The organism is Corynebacterium sp. LK10 (assembly GCF_008042455.1).
GTDB classification, from domain to species: domain Bacteria; phylum Actinomycetota; class Actinomycetes; order Mycobacteriales; family Mycobacteriaceae; genus Corynebacterium; species Corynebacterium jeikeium_D.
On the sequence record NZ_NOVT01000033.1, the window covers coordinates 58,537 to 75,710 of the forward strand.

Sequence of the window (17,174 nt, forward strand, 5' to 3'; positions counted from 1 at the left end):
GTATTCGTTAGCAAGTTGCCTACAGTGTGACACCTGCCCGCTTCCCTACTTCTGGACACAAAAAGACGCGAGCCCTGCGCTAACCGTGCACAGAACTCGCGTCATCACTCAAGGAGGGTCGAGAAGAGCCTATTCGCGCAACCCTAGATACGCCCAAAGACGTGCGTATTCGTCAGGAGATGCCGACTCCAGCAGCGACACATAGCAGCTCAAAGCTGCATTAATCACGTCCGATTGACTGGGCTTGCGAGTGTCGGGGAACTTCGTGGAAAAAATATCAATCTGTTCGCTGACGCGCTCTTTTAGCGCCGACGAAATACGCACGGACGTTGGCGATGTCTTCATCGTGTGCGGCCGCATCCGCAGCACGTCCATCAAATCCAGTTCGTTTGGGGAAGGCTGAGTGCGTGGGGATGGCTCGGCCGCCGCGGGGGCTGGAGCTGCCATCGGCGCAGGCGCTTGTGTCACGTCCCCTGCAGTCTCATCCACAGCCGCCGGCGCCTTCTTCGCCGCGGGCTTCGGGGAGGAAGCAAATGCTTTTACTGGAGCCCCAGCTTGCCGGTTAGTAGTAAGCCCGTCTGCGGGCTGAGTCTTTTTGCGCCTAGTTGCCATCGTTTTCCACCAACTTCATAAACTTTTCGGAGAGAATCGCCGACTTCCATCGGTCGCGAATCTTTTTGCTAGTAATTTGCAGCTTCTTGACCTGCGACTCTAATGCCGACTTCATCCCCTCGACGTCGTAGAGCTCTTCGTCGTTTGCCTCGTTGATTTCCTCAAGAATCGACAGCGCAATGCGGGCAAACGCTGGCGGGATAGTACCTGTATCGCGAATTTCGCCCTGGGTCTCGGTCATCCGCTGGATGGGAACACCAATGTTGACGGCCTTGCGCATCGCAGATCGTTCCTCAATGCCAGGAGCAAAAAGACGCATCTCATTGCCTTCGTTGGACTGCAGCCAACGTTCAGTTTCTTCCAGTACTTCCTTGCCAGGAGTGCGGCGACCGGGCTGGCCTGGGTCAATCTGCGTTGGAATGGCGCCTAAGGTGTTCAAGTAGGCATTTGCATCGGGTGAGTTATCAATCCAGCGGTCAATGTTGTCATCAATGGCTTGAATACCTTGCAGTGCGAGGTATTCGGGTTTTGCTGGGTAAACCACGTTGGCTGCAGCGTTGAGCACTGAATTGACGATTGTAGGTGAGGACGTTCCCGGCATATCCACGATGATGACGTCAACGGAGTGGAACGCCTCGGCGTTGAGAGCACGAGCAAGTCGCATTTCCTCAACCGAGCCTGGTTTTTCCATCTCTCGGGAGAACTCGCTTTGCCGGGCAGTGTCAGCCGGGGCAGGAATTAAAATGGTCTGCCCTCCTTCGATGAGTGCCCCGCCCTTTTGCCACGAAACTCCACTAGGAGCCGTCCATCCGGGAACCATGATTGCGGCATCTTGGGGTTCTATTTCTCCCTTGATGACTTCAAGACTCGATGGCTGTCCTTCGCCAGCGTAAGACTTCATCAGGGAAGTGAATCCGCCCAGGCTGTCAGTGTCGATGCACAGAACGGTGAGTCCGTAGCGAGTGAACTCGTATGCGAGGTGTGCTGCCAAAGTGGTCTTGCTCGCACCACCCTTTGCCGAGGGGATGACGAGGGTTCGCTTTCGTAGCGGAGTTAGTAGGCCTCCGGTTTTTCTCCTAGCCATGCGTTTTCCTTTTAGTGCGGTGTGGCGAATACTGCGACAAAGGTGTGGTGATTCTGCTCAGTAATCGCGTTGTTTTTGGTTTCTACGTGCCACGGTAACACACTGGCGATACCTCCGGGGAGCAAGGTGATTTATGGGTTACGCAGCACTATTAAGCAATTGACTACATTCTGACTACGAATATAACTACGAATGTAATTAGCAAATCACTACGCCCGTAGTCCGAAATGCACTACAGGTGTAGTGAGATGTAACTACGGGCGTAGTTAACAACGTCTGTAGGTGTCAATGGTGGTCGGCCACTCCCCGCTTATGCCGCCTGCCGGTGAGTCATGTACTGCTGCATCCAAGCTGGAATGAAATCTTTTGCGTAAGGATGCCCCTTCATTGCTTGCATCTCGCACGCGATGGCATGGCGAGCAAGGCTATCCACTCCGGCAAACAGGACGAGGGAGAAACTCACGCACGCGAAACCAGCTACGGTCAGCAGGCTAACGAATGAGCCGTTGGGGGACGGACTGAGGATGTTGGTAAACAATGCGGTAACGCATAGGGTTCCGATGGTCACGACTGTCGCCGCAGCGAGAGTGCGGCGGTAGATCGCTGAAGCGTTGCGATGGAGAGACATGGAAAGTTCCTTTCGGTGCGGTGTGAGCGCAATAGCGGACTCTGCGTGGTGCGATGTCGATTTTGCTGTATCGGCTTGTTAGACTGGCCGGAAAAAGATAAACAACTACGCATGTAGTCAGACAGTGACTACATGCGTAGTGGTGAAGTAACTACTGCTGTAGTGTCCGGCATTGACATCATTTTGGTTCTATGCGTAGCGGTGCGTGACCAGGAGAAAAAGGCGCTACATGCTGGGCAAGTTCGACAGTCACTTCCCGGAAAGGGGGCTGTAGGCTACAAACGTAGTAAATCAGCAACTACGCCCGTAGTGAGTGGATGACTACACATGTAGTTGTTATGTCTTCCCTGTCCTAACGTGATGGTGGACAGCTAATGGTCGGCCTTAGAATTGCCCGCAGTCACTTTGCGTGAGTACGGGCACCGTTTGTCTACTCGCCGGTGATATGAACCTCGATGTGGCTGTCGTTGATGACGGTCGTTGGGAACATCTTGGTCAAGATAGACATGGATTCTCCGGCGTGGTCAGTGGTGGTAAACCACTCCTCTTGTAGGCAATTCATTTCGGCCGGGGCAATCTGAAGCTCTGCAATAACCGAATTGAGCTCCCATACCGCCCCCTCGTCGGTGAAGTTTTCGACGAAGATGAGAGTGTCAATCGCGAGCCCTCGCACCTTGGCAATGAACTCCTGAGTTAGATCTGCGGTAGTAGTGCTACTGGTCATGGTGGCTCCTTTGTTGAAGTGTGTGCCGTTGCTGTCGATAGCACAATCGCATGAGCCGACGAGCGCCTGGCCGAGACGGTAACTACAAACGTAGTCAGAAAGGGACTACACAAGTAGTAAAAGCAGCACTACGCTTGTAGTTAATCGCTAACTACAGGAGTAGTGAGCCAGGTCAAATGGGCTAAATGCTCAAGAGATGGACAGTGGGAGCCTCTGGAAAAATCACTGTCGCTGCGGTTAGTCATCATCTCCGGCAATAGAGTCACCCGGCTCCAAAGAGGGCTCGGAATCAGTCGAAGGGGAACCGTTTACCATGTCCTCTAGGTCTTCAGCTGAGGGCAGTACCTCTGCCTCGTTGACCCACCACTGCGTCTGTAGCTTCTCTGGTCGATCAGCGCGACCACGCTCACGCCAGCGGTTAATTGTATTGGGGCTAGTGCCAATAGCGGTCGCAGCGGTACGCAGGGAAGTGTCATAGACAACCGTGGACTGCACAGCAGCGTCTTGAGCAAGCGCTCGCAGTCCCTGGGAAGCCACGTTCGCAGCCTCAGCAAAGCGCAGCATAGACTCGGCAGATCCATCGGAGTTTCTTGCCTCTGCAATGGCTGCAGACGCGATTTCAGCCGTCTCCTCGCACTCTGCTGCTAAATCCTGCAGGAACTCGCGAATAAGCATGGCGCGCGCGTCGTTGAGCTTCGATTGAAAGTCGTAAGTTGGATTATCCATTGTGGCCTCCTAGTTGCCGATGTCCTTACTATCGTCGCACTTGCCCGCGACCCTGCCGAGGATTGACGTCAGCGGACAGTCGCGGCGGGAAACTCCAAAAGCACCCCGGCTTAGCCGGGGTGCTGGGGCGGAGGTTTACTCGGATTGTGCTAGCAGGTCATCGGTAGCGCTCTTGATGCTTGCTAGTGCCAACGGCGCAATACCACCGGCCATAGCGGTAACTAGCAGTCCCGTTAGGCTATTGGCTTCGTTGGCGCAGTATGCCAGACGCATTGCGCGAATAGCCATTGTCGTATCCTCGTTGACTAGTGCATGGATGGTTAGTGCAGCGTAGGCATTTGCGCGCATGTTGCCGGTAAATAGGGATGCGCACGCCGACCAAAAAGCAACCTGACGTTCAGAAAATTCCTTGTCGAACAACGGCGCTAAAGCGACATCACGCATCTGGGCGTACTTGCAGACCTCCGCAGCACAATGAATGCGCTCGGGTGCTGCAAGTAGGTACTCAATCACGTCGCGCGTGCATGGCTGAGTGTCCAGGTCGTTGAGAATATCCATGTAGGTGGCGTAACAATCAGCCACAGCCGGTGGCAGGGGCTTATTTTCAGAGCACTGGCGTGACTTCGGCGCGTGATAAACGGACTCGGCGACCTTGTGTGCCTGTGCTGCCTGCGTACTGGTGACTGAGGTGGGGAGCAGCAGTAGGTCATGCATACTCCACCGCGTTTCGACCGTGTTTGTCCAGTTCTTGCCACAGTGACCAACGGGCGCGCCGTCGAGCGACCTGACTGCCTTGCCGTGACTGATAGATTCCGCACGATAAGAGCCGTCAAAGCTTACGCCGTTGTTCGACAAGGCTTCTTCGATGTGTGTGGAGATTTGTGAGACCTGGCCATTGTCTAGGCGCGGGGCGACCCACACAATTGCCATAGACAGGCAGGGGCGGGAAGCCAGGTCGTAGACCTTGTTGGCCACCACGTTGGCCACCACTGGAAGTGCCGTGGTGTCTGGAATCGGCACAATGCTCTTGTGAAGCTTGGTGCCAGCGCCGTCGAATGCGAGTGCGGTGACAACCGCAAAAGGGGTGTTCGGAGCGAGTGGGGCCCATTCCGGTAGTTGGGGCAAGGTGGCAGTGAGTGCGGAAAAGTGTGGCATGGAAACCAACTCCTAAGTCGGAAGTGAACGTGACATGTGCAGTGTCGCAACCGTCGAAAGCGGTCTGGCCGAAATGAAAAGCATTAGAGACTACACATGTAGTCATGGGGTGACTACATGTGTAGTAGTGCAGGTGAAACGGTCTAGTTTTAGTTTATTTCTGGTGACCTAGTGGCGGACAGTAGTGGAGGGAATCACCCCACTTCCCGGCCAGGCGGACAGTCGAGGCGGGAAGGCGAAAAAGAACCCCGGCTTAGCCGGGGTGCAGACGTACTCTGGTTGTGTTAGCAGATCTGTTAAGCTATTGGTTCTCTTTCGCGCTGTCTGCCAGTTCCTTTGCGCGATTTGCCAGTTCCATATCCTCGATAAAGTATGCAATTACGCCTAGTGCATTGTAGGCGTTAGCGCGCATGTTTCCGGTAAACAGCGATACGCACGCCGACCAAAACGCAAGCTGGCGTTCGCGGTAGTCCGTGTGGGACATCAGCTCTAGTGCAGTAAGACGCATCTGTTCGTACTTGCAGATTTCTGCAGCGCAGCGGATGTGCTCGGGTGCTGCAAGCAGGTGCTCAATCATGTCGCTTACGCATGGTTGAGTATCTATTGCGTCGAGAATGTTCACGTAGGTGCTGAAGCAATTGGCTATCGCCGGCGGTCTGTATTGGCCGGGGGAGCTTAGTGACTCTGGCGCGTGATAAACGGATTCGGCGGCCTCGCGTGCCCGTTCTGCCTGTGCGCTGGTGATTTTGGTGGGGAGTAGTAGTAGGTCATGCATACTCCACTTGGTTTCGACAGATTTCTCCAAGTCCTTGCCGCAGTGGCCAACAATCTCGCCGGAGGATGACCAGACTGCTGCTCCGTAGTCAATAGATTCTACGTAGTAGCAGCCTTCAACGTTTGCGTTGTATAGGAGCCCCTCTAGGCTGCGGCAGAAGCTTTCAATGTCCGATCTGCTTTCAGAGGAAGTGGAATCTGAGATGTTTGGGAAAACAAATATAAGCACCATAGATAGGTATAGCTGAGGAGATTTGTCATTGGATGTCAGGTCGGAGAACGCTGTAGTTGAAGCTGGCACAATGTCTGTATGGAGTTTGGCGCCAGTGCCGTCGAAGAAAACCCCGGCGGAAATTAAGTAGGTGGTATTTGGTTCAAGGGGGCCCATCTCAGGAAGTTGGGGCAGGAGGGTAGCAAGTGGGGAAAGTCGTGACATTGAAATTGGCTCCTAAGTTGGTCGTGAATGCGACATCTGCAGTATCGCGCCTATTGGAGACGGTCTGGCCGGAAGTAAAAGCTGTGTTGCTGCCTATGTCGATCGTGGGGGAATTCTAGTCCGCTGTTCGTAACTGCGATAGGGAACGGACAGTCTCGGGGGCAAGTAAGGAAGCGGGCGAGATTGGGTGTCTCGCCCGGAACGGTTAGGCGTGCGGTGTTGGTCGCAGCAGTGCGTTGGACTGAATAGCTACTTGAGCGATTGCGTCACGCTCTTCGGCGGATTGGCTCTGATGGATAAAATCACGCGCCATTTGATGAACAAGGGTGCATTCCGGTGCCGACAGGTGCGGGTTACGGCAGACGCGAGCAAGCCCTTTCCACATGGCAAGGCGCTGCCGTGGGGTTGCTGTGGGAAGTTCCGCTAGGCAACGGTAGATGTGATTGGTCATGGCATCGGGGTAGACGGCAGGATCGTCGCTAATAGCCCGATATGCCAGGATGACGGCGGTTATAGCCAGCGCCACAAGTGTGAGTGTGGCGGCAATGGCGATAGCGCCAGAATGGTCGATTAAGGCGGCGTGCATAATGCGCTCCTTATGTCGTGTGGTGTGCATGGTGTACGGGAAAAGCTACGCTACGTGCGCTTCCCTGTATTGAGCATCGCTGATGTAGCGAGCGCGCTGGCCGACTTGAGAGGGGCGGGCGGACAGTTACAGAGGGAGCGGGGCATAAGGCGCTGGCGGTGGCCTTATGCGGAGCGGTTACTTTCAGGCGGTCTGTTTCGTCCGGTGGGCTGTGGTTGGGTATCGGCGGGTATTTGCGCGCCGTTGGGGTCGGTAGGTGGGAATGAACTCACGTTCTGAGCGGGTGGCGATACGAGAGTTCTTCAAGGTGGCAAGGTGGGCGCGTCCCGTCTCGGCGGTGGCGTCATCGTCGCTGTGCGCGAGTTCTATTGCCCACTGGTAGCGGGCAAACCATTCTTTGCGGCGGTCAGAGCGTTCCTTTTGGGCGATAGCAAGGAGTCCGGTGATAGCGCCGATAAGGGCAATTGCTGCGCCGAAGAGTTGAAGTGTCATGGTGGTGTCTCCTGTCTGTCGCCGTCCGTGCGTTACATGGGCAATTATGGTGTAACGCTGTGGTGGTATGGCCAGCCGTGAACCATGGAAGGCGAACCCTGTTACCGCTTTGATGGAAAACCCCAGTTCCGGCGCTGTGCGCCACCGAAGTGCTGCCGGACAGTGTGCTACCTGGTAGCGCCACCAACGAAGAAGCCCCCGGCAAATACCGGGGGCTTTCTCTCAAAGGGGGCTACCATATCAAAAAATCTGGCGGCCTTGCCTCAATCTCTGCCTCCGTTGGCGCCAGCGAATCTGCCACGTCCGCCGCCTCATTGCCTGATGCGAAGCCTCGATCTTTTAGCAAAGCTTCCAGGGAAATCACGGCCTTGGAGATATGCCGCCAATCGTCACTGTCGCGCATATCCAGCGTTGCGTACTGCGCCATGTAGTCTCCAGGGGTAATCAGGACGTACTCTGTGCCCGTGTCGGTCATCTGTCGCTCGATGATGCCCATCGTGAAGTCCACGTCCACATCGATGCGGCGGTCGAACGAGGAAATGGTCACATCAACCACAACGTAGCCGTTGAAAGGGGCCATCCACTTCAACGGGCAATCGGCAGCGTCGGAGGAGGGGCTGATGCCCTGCACGTCACCATTGATGATGTTCATACCGTAAATCGCGGGAATGGCCGCCTCCAGCTCTTCGGAGGTGATGGTGTTGTAGTCGGCGCGTGCCTGCTGGTGAAGAAATCGGGCGAGCCGGTTCGCGCGGAAAATGAGGAACTGACCCCACACCCACTGATAGTGACGGGCGATGCGTACCGACTTGACGCGCTCCCCGTTTTTCACGGTATGGATATTGACAATGAGATAACTTTGCTGTTCCATGACGTGCCCCTGGATACTCGGTGAATGGTGCTGCAATCGCATATCTGCGTTTGCATAAACCGAGTGTAGAGCACACCTGTTCCCACCTGGCCGACACTGTGACTACGCACGTAGCCCGTAATGCGCTACCTGTGTAGTCAGACCAGGGGAGATGCCACCGCAACCATGCCGGACAGTGTGCTACCTGGTAGCGCTACCAACGAAGAAACCCCCGGAAGACACCGGGGGCTTTCTCTCGAAAAGGGGAGGGGCTACGCTGCCTCAACATCTGGCTGCGCTGGCACCAGCGAATCTGCCACCGTTGCCGCCTCCTCGCCTGATGCGAAGCCGCGATCTTTCAGCAAAGCTTCCAGAGAAATCACGGCCTTAGAGATATGCCGCCAATCGTCACTGTCGCGCATATCCAGCGTTGCGTACTGCGCCATATAGTCCCCAGGGGCAACCAGGACGTACTCTGTGCCCGTGTCGGTCATCTGTCGCTCAATGATGCCCATCGTGAAGTCCACGTCCACATCGATGCGGCGGTCGAACGAGGAAATGGTCACATCAACCACAACGTAGCCGTCGTTATTGTCCATACACTCCAACGAGTAGTCGGCAACGTCGTAGTGGGGGTGGATGCCCTGCACGTCACCATTGATGATGTTCACGCCGTAAATCGCGGGAATGACCGCCTCCAACTCTTCGGAGGTGATTCTGCTGTAGTCAGCGCGTGCCTGCTGGTGAAGAAATCGGGCGAGCTGATTTGCGCGGAAAATAAGGAACTGACCCCACACCCACTGATAGTGGCGGGCGATGCGTACCGACTTGACGCGCTCCCCGTTTTTCACGGTATGGATATTGACAATGAGCTGGCTTCGCTGTCCCATGACGTGCCTCCTGGATACTCGGTGAATATGACGCTGCAATCGCATATCTGCGTTTGCATAAACCGAGTGTCGCCAATGCCCTGTCATACCTGGCCGACACTGTGACTACGCACGTAGTCGGATAAAGAACTACATGGGTAGTCAGACCAGGGGAGATGCCACCGTAACAATGCAGGACAGTGCGCTACCCGGTAGCGCTACCGCCATGACGGGCGGACAGTTACAACACGTAACAGTGGGATAAGAAAAAACCGCCGACCGGCACTAACACCGGGGCGGTGAAACTGTACTGAGGTGCTGACTACCTCGCAGAAGCGTGGACTGCGCCTAGCAGCGACTCAATAGCGTCAATGGCATCGCGTTCTGTCCCATTGTCCGGGGATGCGGTGCGAATAGTGCTGCGCAGCGCTCGGTTCAGGTCGCCATCGGCGGCAATGGCGCGGCGGGTGGAGGCCTTCGACAGAGAATGGCGAATGACCTCCCAGCCCGCCATGCGCGTATCGACGTGAGTAGACGAGGCGGCAATGATGCCGCGCAGAACATTACTGGTCGAGCGCTCCTTGTCGTTTTTACGGACAACGCGGGCGCTGTAGATGACGAATGCCAGGCACAGCCCGACGATAACGAGCGCAGCGCCAAGCTGATAGTTCAGCGTGATCTCGGACTCATGGTGCGGGTGGGCAAGAATCAAGCTCATGGAAAGCCTTTCGTGACAACGTGGATGTGGTGAAGGTGCCGAGTTGAAACTCGATGGAGTCAGTAGAGCAGACGCCCGCTTCCCGCAGGGGTGGACAGTGCGCTACTCGGTTGCGGTGCGCACGGCATCGCAAGCGCAGGTTATTGCGTCATCGTCGCTGGCATGGGGGTTGCTGGTAGCTAAGGCGCACAGGGCGTGGAAGGCGGCGGTGGTGCAGGACTGGGCGATGGCGCTAAGGGTGCTGACAATGACGGTGGCGTAGGTTCCCTCTGCAAGCATCTGTTGGCGCCGCTCGGCGGTGACGGCCTGCAGCGCGGCGTCAATGGCATCACCCACGCGAGGAGTATTCCACCACTGGGCGACTGCGGGTGGAGCGGCGGAGAGGTCATCGTCGGTGAGGGGGCAACGCTTGAGAGGGGCCGCGATGTCTGGCACAGATCGGTCAACTCCTGCGGCGGTGGCGCGGGAGCCGTGGACGTTGAGGCGCAGGACGGCCGAGGAGCGGTTAATTCCGCCGAGTGCTTGGCAGATGTGTGCCCACGGGACTCCTTCAGCGCGGGCGACGGCGATAGCGTCGGCGGTTTCTCGCTGGCGCTGTCGGTAGGTGGCTTGGGCTTGCTGCTCGATGTTGAGAGCGCGGCGGACGTTGGCGGTGGCATCGCTGTGGGCTTGCTGGCGCAGGGAGCGCTGCTCTGCGGTATTGACGAGGCGTGCCATTGGTGAAAGTCTCCTTTTTGTGAAAACGGGGTAGTGGATGCGTGGTGGCACTCACACTAAGGCACGCCCGCTGCCCGGCTAGGGCGATAGCGATGGGGGAGTCAGGACAATCTTGCGGCTGCCGTCGGCAGTCTCGGCGGTGACAACGAGACGGAAGCCAAGGGCTGTGAAATAGCGGCTGAGGGTGTCGAGGTGGAGGCGGTCGAGGCGTCCGTGTTCGATCTGGGAAATGCGGTTTTGGCCGATTGACATTTTGGCTGCGACAGCGGCTTGGGTGAGGCCAGCTGCTTCGCGGAGTTCGCGGAGTTCGGAGGCGTGGTCAGTGCGTGGATTCATGGTGCATCCTTTAGTGGATTGTCCGTCTTATGCATTCTGTCAGCAAATTCGGGGCGATGTCAGGAGGCGCGAACCTTGATAGTGGACAGTCGCAACGCTTTTCAGTGGTGGGTGGTGGCAATACCAGACATGATTTCGCCTGGTAGTGCGGTGCGTTGTGTTGCAGTAGAGAAGCGGGCCTGAGTGACGCGCGACAATGTATGGCGTGCCACACACACCACACGCCACGCCCCGGCCACGCGCAGCACACCACCACAGCCCGCGCGGCGACTGAGCGCAAGCCACCACGGCGCCTGAGTGGTCGCCCCAGTGGCGACAGAACGCCCCCTAGAAACCAGAAGAACCCCACGAGGGAAAACCTCACCCCACAGCCAAAGAAGGGGGGCAGGCAAGTCGAGAAACCACCGACTGAAGCACAGCGCAGCGCGACCAAGCCCGCTGCAAGCGCGGGGGCAGCGGGGGCAGCAGCCCCCGCAAAAACAGCCATGTGCACGAAAAAGGAAACGACGTTCAAACCCGTGCATAATGGCAGTCAAAAATCGCCGACAAAGAAAGGAAAAGACAGTGCTCGCAGCCATCGCAATCGGCATCACAATCCTCGTAATCTGCATACTCCGCATCACAATCGCCAGACGGCGAAGAGAAGAAAAAGACCGACAGGAAGACATCGAAAGAACCAACGCCTACCTCGACGAGTACGAAGCCCGATACGGATTCAACCCCTACAACGACCCTCGCTGACCGCCGTCGTTGCGTGCGGTGACCATGCAGGGGTTGGTCGGGGTCACTCCGGCCCTGGGGGCCGGCGTAACCCCGTTGGGTCGTGTGGTTGGGGTTGGTGGGGTGCACCTCGACTGGTGGCTTGGCGTGAGCGGGTTAGGTCGAGGGTGACCAGGTGCATGAAGCCAGAGGGGGAGTGCCTTGGTGGTGCCCTGCCGCGGGCTGGTCTTCTGCGGCACAGTAGGGGCGAAGGCGAAAGAAGGGGGTGCCCCCCCCCGCCGCGCGCCGCGCGCGGCGGGGCCGGGTAGACACCGAGATCTCGTGCCAACAGGGGGCGGGTCACCGGGTTGCACTGTCGCCTGTGTTTCTGCGTGCTCTCGAAACGTGGGCTGGTGCCCCGTGGTTTCCGCCTGGTGTCCCTGTTGGCCGAGTCGGTGTCTACCCGGTTGGGGTGGTCTGGTGGTTGGGGTTGGTGGGGTGTGCCTGGGGCGTGGTCTGTGGGTGTCTCCCGACAGCTCGCTGTCGGGAGCCGGTCGGGTCGATGTGTGTGACGCGGCGAGCCCGTTCGCTGGCCTCCTTGCCCCAGTGGCTTGCCTTGCCCGGGGTTGGCAGTTGCCCGTGGTGGCCCACGTGGCCTGCCTTCCCGGTGTCGGCGTCGCCTGGGGCGGTGGCCGCGATGCGGTGCTCCCGCTACACATCGACCCTCCCGGTTGCCTGCCGGGGCGGGTGGTTGGTGTTGGGCGTGGGGTGGTGATGGGTGTCAGCCCCCTGGGGGCTGGGGTGAGCGCTGGTGCGCATCGGTGCCCGCGCAGGTGGGTCAGGGTCGTGTCGTAGCCGTCGGTGGCGTGGGGTCATTGTCGCGCCTGGGATCATCGTGGGGCACCACGCATTTTTTTGGGGGGCCGCCAGGGTGGCCACTGGGTCACCGCAACCGCACCAGGGCACCGTTTCCTCGGGGCATATGGCAGGGCCGTTACGTGCCTCCGGTGTACCTGCCATTGCCACGACGAAGAGGGGCAGGCAAGAGGGGGCTCACCTCTGGGGGACACCTCCCCGGCACGGCGTAACCGGCAGGTGACGCAGGAGCCGCAAAAGCGGCGACTTGGCGCAGTGCCACACGGCCACAGGCAAGCAAAGGCGAACCACACAGGGGCACCACAGTGGTACGCCGCACGCCGCCAACGCCGGGCACAAGCCCGCCGCCGCACAGGAAGCCACGGCCACCAGCACCCACCAGGCCACGGCGACCACAGCGGCGGCACCGGGAAAACCCACCAACGCCCACCTTTATCCGACCGAGCACACCGTCACGACAAAACGGGCCCACACCGCAGCTTCCGAGAGCACGCAGGAACAAGGAGAAAGGGCCCGTTCGTGACAGCGACGGAGGAAAAGGAGGGCGGGGTTTTACCCGGCACCCCGCGCACGGTGCGGGCGTGGGGTGAGTTGGTTGTTTGTGTTTGGGTGGTGGGTGCGGGTTGTGGTGGTGTTTGTGCTGGTATTGGGGTTGGGGGTGGGGTCAGCGGGGTCGCGTTATGGTGTCGCGTGTATGGCCGCGTGGTTGGTCGCGTGTTTTGTAGTTGGTCTGTAGTTAGAGGTGTAGTCGCGGTGTAGTTAGCTGTGTAGTCACGTTTGTAGTCAGTTGTGTAGTGCGGCTGTAGTCCTGTGTGCAGTGTGGTTGTAGTCAGGGCTGTAGTCATTGTGTAGTCAGTTGAGAGGTCGTTATGGCGCGGCTAGTTGAAGTGTCGGAAATGGTGCGGAGCACTGTGAAGACGGTAGAGCCGGAGTCGGTTGTGAGTAAGCGTCGGCGACGTCGTTCCGCCGGCAGTGATTCTGGGAAGAAAAATGGTGATGGTTGGCGTAGAACCACAGCCGATCAGATCCTGTTGAACATGTCCACGCGCTTAGGTGCGATTAGTCAACGGCAGGCGGTCAAGTACGTCTACGATACGACCGAAAAGAATGTGCAACGACGAGTGCAGTTCATGGTCGAAGCGGGCTTGTTGCAACGCATTGACACGTTGCCGTGGGCAGGAACCGTGTTGTGGCCTACCCGTGCTGGGCGCATTGTTGGAGTCGGAGAAGACTCCCCGTTGGTGGAGATGGAACCGCCGTCGATAACGACGATGCTGCACCGACTTCTCGTTGCCGAGGAAGCGCTCAGAGCATCACTCGTTCATCACCGAGCTGTGTTTACCGAACGTGAAATCCAGGTCTGCCAGGCTCGCGGCGGAGACTACCTGTACCGGATGCTAGAAGACGCAGGGGTTCGACGATCGGCAGGCGGAACCGCTGGTGTTGTGCCAACAAGAACCTTCGCCGATCTTGATGGGCTGGGCCGACGTGAAATTGAAGCGTGGCTTGTCGTACCAATGACCCACGGAGACACTGACGTGCGCTCCCCAGACTTCATAGAAGTCACCGAGCGCGGCACTCTGCGGGCGGTCGAAGTAGAGCTGACTGCCAAAGCTAACCAGCGCACGCGCAACATTCTCGCCAGCTACCGAGACTGTGTAACCGGCCACGGTGAAGTCATGCGAGGCCAAGGGTGGACGTTGCAGAAAGCTAAGCAACATCTCCGCCAATTCGAGTCTGTCCGATGGGTCTGCACACACCCCGTCTATGACCTGTTGCGAGGCCCCGAAGGCGGCATCAACCCCATGACTCACAAGCCCGACAAAGGCATGGTGCGTGAGGTATGGGACGAATCATTATCGTCGTTTCTCTTCTTTGAAAAACCCGACACGTGGAAGCTTGACAAAACGCGCTGGCCGATTAGCTGCGAGCTCATTGACATCGCCCATGACCCCGGCCTGGAGTACGAGTTGCTCCAACGAAGCCTTCCTCCGACCTACCGCTGCTCATACAGCGCCTGGCGCAAATGGCGGCGCATATGGAAAACCGACGTTGCAGGCGACACTAATCCCGTCGGTTTTGAACAGTGGCTCCGCTTTCCCGGCAACTACCGTCGTTGCCTAGAAGCAGCCGGCCGATAACTGGCATCGCGGGCAGCGCTGACATGGCACAGTAGCCCTATCCAAAGCACCACCACCGCAATCCACCACGAAAGGAGATTCAGCTATGGGCTGGTTCAACGACGTCGAGCAAGCAAGCGGCGTTGACACAGAGAAGAAAACAAACAAGGGCGGATTAGCAATCGGCGGCACCATCTTCGTCCTACTAACGCTGGCGACCCAGCCGCTTATCGTCATCCTCTTCGCCATCTTCGCGATTATTGGTGAAAAGCGCCGCGTCCGACTGAGCCGATGGGCAGGAGCCACCGTCGCAACGTGGCTCATTGGCATCATGGTCGCAGGTTTCTCACCGGCCACATGGTTTGGCTGGTGGCCGGCAGGCGCAGCAATGCTTTGGCAAGCCGGCACCGCACCTCTCAAAGGGATTCCGCTGCTATCTCTCATCGCAGAAACCGCCGACAATGGACAGTATCTCTTCCTTAAACACGCCCTCTTCGCTACTCCAGTGGCGCTGTTTCTCATGTCAATCTGGTGGTGGGCACGCTCGTACTCGTTGCGGCTCCGCGGTCAAAATGAAGGCGAAGAGTACTCTGACCGGCGACCTGTAGGGTTCCTCGACAAGTGGCGACGCAAGCGCAATCTTGTTGCAGTCCAGTCCGGCCAGTGGTCAACACGACACCCCGGAGAGATTGCCATCGGCATTGGAACATACGGCGATGTTGCCTCTGCAATGGTCGATAATTTTAAAAAGGCCTTCGCCATTGTCGGCACGTCACGCTCAGGTAAGACCCGCCTGGCCAACTCCATTGTCGCCCAGCAAGTCCATGAACTCTCGGGCGGAAACATCACCATCGACCTTAAAGGCGATGACGATATGGCGCGCGCGAAAGCAAAGCTGGCCTATGAAAAAGGCGTGCCATTCCTGCATTTCAAAATGATGCCCAAGACGGGCGGTGGCTACCGCCAGCCCCATCCATTTGCCCCAGACCGCCCCGCCCACTACGACCCATTCCAGCGCGGAAACGGCGCTTCGAAAGCATCCATGCTTCTGGGATCGGTGCCCCGCGACGGCGATGCAGCGGTGTATGAACGCACCAGCCTAGAAATCGTCCAGTTGGCATTCGACATCGCCGCGCTGACCGGATTCGACCGCCAACGCAATGCTCAAGGTTTTCCCGTCTCCGGCCTATCCATCTTGCTGCAGATGCTCGATCCTGACACGCTCACGCAAAAAGGCACCTCCATCACCGGCGCTCAGGTCAAACAAGCCAACCCCTTCCTCAGCACTGCTGCTGCAGACCGGAAAGCCACGGCAATTAGAGCTCGCGTGGAGTCGCTGGAGAAGGAACTGGCGAACCGACAGTCGGTTGTCAATGCCGCAATTGGAGACGTGCGCAGCCTGGTTGCCACCTATATCAACGACCCCAGCGTCGGCATGTTCCTGAATCCGGGAACCACGCCACTGTTGGAAATTGACCTTGTGCGAGCCATTCTCCGCAATGAGATTGTGCTGTTTTCATTGCCCGCACAGGACTACCCGAAGATGGCCTCCATGATCGCCACGATGGTGCTCCTCGACCTGCAAAGCGCAGTATCGACGCTGCGCCAGTACCACCAAGAAGTCGCTCACTTCCTTAACGCCGAGTCTCATGTCGCCGATGGAACACCGTGGAATCCGATGACAATTCAGATTGAAGAGCTCGGCTCCACACGGTCGCCGGCAGCAGCAGAAGCCATGCTCGGGCTGTTCAATAAGTCCGCTGACGTCAACATTCGCCCCATCCTGTCAACCCAGTCACTATCGGATATTGAAGCCGTGGACTCCACCGGCGTGTGGCTGCGCCAGCTTTTCGGACAGCTATCCGGGCTGGTGTCATTCCAGCTGTCAGTCGCTCAGGATGCAGAAACATTCGCTGGTTTCTCCGGCACAGTCTCGAAGAAAATCCCCACTGAACAGAAGGAAATCACGAGCACACGCACCGGACTGTTCCAAGGCGCCGGAAGTGCCGGCAGGCTCATGGCCAGGCAGGAAACCGTGACCCGTATCGGCGAAGGAGATGCTCTGGCCCTTGATATTGAGCAGCGCCAGCTGCTGTGGGTTTCCAAGAGTCCGAAGATCACTGCGGTGCACACCACCGCCCCCGAAGGGCCAAATAACTGGTCGGAAGTCCTGACCCTGACCCCAGTGTGGGAGCCTCCGTATCAGTGGCGACCATTTTCCGATGAAGAGTACGTCGAATCCTGTAAAGAAAAGCAGCGCACCGTCTATGAAGCGCTGATTGAAGACTTGGAGACCAACCCTATGCTGCACAAGATTCTCAACGCTGCAGAGGAGACATTGGACGTAACTGCCACTGCGGCGCAGGACGCTTTCGAACCTCCATTGCCGCTGGAGAACCTACCCGAGCCGAATAGCCTCCCCGCCGCGCCGATGCATCATCCGGAACCGGAGGTGTCACGTCCCCGTGACATACGGCCGCAACCGTCCCCGCGGCAGATGCGCGAAGAAGACCTCGCACCGCACGATCGAACAATCCCAATGGACTACGACACCTTTGATGAGCAAGATGAGGATTCCTTCGCCGCAGTTCCCGCAGGTGCTCCTCGCGATGCTGACGCTGATCTCTTCGACGATTCCCCCGGTGGCGATGATCCGTTTAGTGACGAGGAAGACCCCTTCGGCGACTTCTCCGACACCGACCCGTTTGGCGGCGACGATGACCCGTTCGCACCGAAATAGCCAGGCCAGTCGGGAAAACCATGCCGGAAAGC

At 57.9% G+C, this 17,174-nt stretch carries 16 protein-coding genes; 2 read left to right on the forward strand and 14 right to left on the reverse strand.

Annotated elements, in window-relative coordinates; translation table 11 throughout:
* Nucleotides 1-129: 129 nt before the first annotated feature.
* The 14 genes from CHU70_RS10985 to CHU70_RS11050 form a co-directional block, all read right to left on the reverse strand.
* Complete coding sequence (locus CHU70_RS10985; RefSeq protein WP_147739868.1) at nucleotides 130-612, reverse strand: hypothetical protein; 483 nt, start codon at nucleotides 610-612, stop codon at nucleotides 130-132.
* On the reverse strand, nucleotides 602-1,696 hold the full coding sequence (locus CHU70_RS10990; RefSeq protein WP_147739869.1) for a ParA family protein: 1,095 nt from the start codon (nucleotides 1,694-1,696) through the stop codon (nucleotides 602-604). The genes CHU70_RS10985 and CHU70_RS10990 overlap by 11 nt, the downstream gene beginning before the upstream one ends.
* Nucleotides 1,697-2,006: 310 nt before the next feature.
* Nucleotides 2,007-2,324, reverse strand: a complete 318-nt coding sequence (locus CHU70_RS10995) for a hypothetical protein (protein ID WP_147739870.1) — start codon at nucleotides 2,322-2,324, stop codon at nucleotides 2,007-2,009.
* 430 nt (nucleotides 2,325-2,754) lie between these two features.
* Nucleotides 2,755-3,048: a hypothetical protein gene (locus CHU70_RS11000; RefSeq protein WP_147739871.1), complete on the reverse strand. Its 294-nt coding sequence runs from the start codon at nucleotides 3,046-3,048 to the stop codon at nucleotides 2,755-2,757.
* A 237-nt stretch (nucleotides 3,049-3,285) separates the two neighbouring features.
* Nucleotides 3,286-3,774 carry a hypothetical protein gene (locus CHU70_RS11005; RefSeq protein WP_147739872.1) on the reverse strand — a complete coding sequence of 163 codons (489 nt, stop codon included), beginning with the start codon at nucleotides 3,772-3,774 and terminating at the stop codon, nucleotides 3,286-3,288.
* Between the two features lie 135 nt (nucleotides 3,775-3,909).
* The gene (locus CHU70_RS11010; protein WP_147739873.1) at nucleotides 3,910-4,929 is read right to left on the reverse strand and encodes a DUF4192 family protein; all 1,020 of its coding nucleotides are present in this window, start codon (nucleotides 4,927-4,929) and stop codon (nucleotides 3,910-3,912) included.
* Between the two features lie 301 nt (nucleotides 4,930-5,230).
* Nucleotides 5,231-6,139 (reverse strand): hypothetical protein, encoded by a 909-nt coding sequence (locus tag CHU70_RS11015; protein WP_147739874.1) that lies wholly within the window; start codon nucleotides 6,137-6,139, stop codon nucleotides 5,231-5,233.
* Nucleotides 6,140-6,344: 205 nt separating this feature from the next.
* A complete protein-coding gene (locus CHU70_RS11020) occupies nucleotides 6,345-6,725 on the reverse strand; it encodes a hypothetical protein (protein WP_147739875.1) in 381 nt (126 codons plus the stop codon).
* Between the two features lie 183 nt (nucleotides 6,726-6,908).
* The gene (locus tag CHU70_RS11025) at nucleotides 6,909-7,217 is read right to left on the reverse strand and encodes a hypothetical protein (RefSeq protein ID WP_147739876.1); all 309 of its coding nucleotides are present in this window, start codon (nucleotides 7,215-7,217) and stop codon (nucleotides 6,909-6,911) included.
* A gap of 232 nt (nucleotides 7,218-7,449) precedes the next feature.
* The gene (locus CHU70_RS11030) at nucleotides 7,450-8,088 is read right to left on the reverse strand and encodes a hypothetical protein (protein WP_147739877.1); all 639 of its coding nucleotides are present in this window, start codon (nucleotides 8,086-8,088) and stop codon (nucleotides 7,450-7,452) included.
* A gap of 251 nt (nucleotides 8,089-8,339) precedes the next feature.
* Nucleotides 8,340-8,957 (reverse strand): hypothetical protein, encoded by a 618-nt coding sequence (locus CHU70_RS11035; protein ID WP_147739878.1) that lies wholly within the window; start codon nucleotides 8,955-8,957, stop codon nucleotides 8,340-8,342.
* 301 nt (nucleotides 8,958-9,258) lie between these two features.
* Entirely contained in the window at nucleotides 9,259-9,654 is a 396-nt protein-coding gene (locus CHU70_RS11040) for a hypothetical protein (protein WP_147739879.1), read from the reverse strand.
* A gap of 102 nt (nucleotides 9,655-9,756) precedes the next feature.
* A complete protein-coding gene (locus tag CHU70_RS11045; protein WP_147739880.1) occupies nucleotides 9,757-10,371 on the reverse strand; it encodes a hypothetical protein in 615 nt (204 codons plus the stop codon).
* Between the two features lie 78 nt (nucleotides 10,372-10,449).
* On the reverse strand, nucleotides 10,450-10,707 hold the full coding sequence (locus CHU70_RS11050) for a helix-turn-helix domain-containing protein (protein ID WP_147739881.1): 258 nt from the start codon (nucleotides 10,705-10,707) through the stop codon (nucleotides 10,450-10,452).
* Between the two features lie 2,471 nt (nucleotides 10,708-13,178).
* On the opposite strand from CHU70_RS11050, the gene CHU70_RS11055 reads away from it, so the two are divergent.
* Nucleotides 13,179-14,423, forward strand: a complete 1,245-nt coding sequence (locus tag CHU70_RS11055) for a hypothetical protein (protein ID WP_147739882.1) — start codon at nucleotides 13,179-13,181, stop codon at nucleotides 14,421-14,423.
* An 85-nt stretch (nucleotides 14,424-14,508) separates the two neighbouring features.
* Nucleotides 14,509-17,142, forward strand: coding sequence for a hypothetical protein (locus CHU70_RS11060; RefSeq protein WP_147739883.1), 2,634 nt, complete (start codon nucleotides 14,509-14,511; stop codon nucleotides 17,140-17,142).
* The last annotated feature ends 32 nt before the right edge of the window (nucleotides 17,143-17,174 follow it).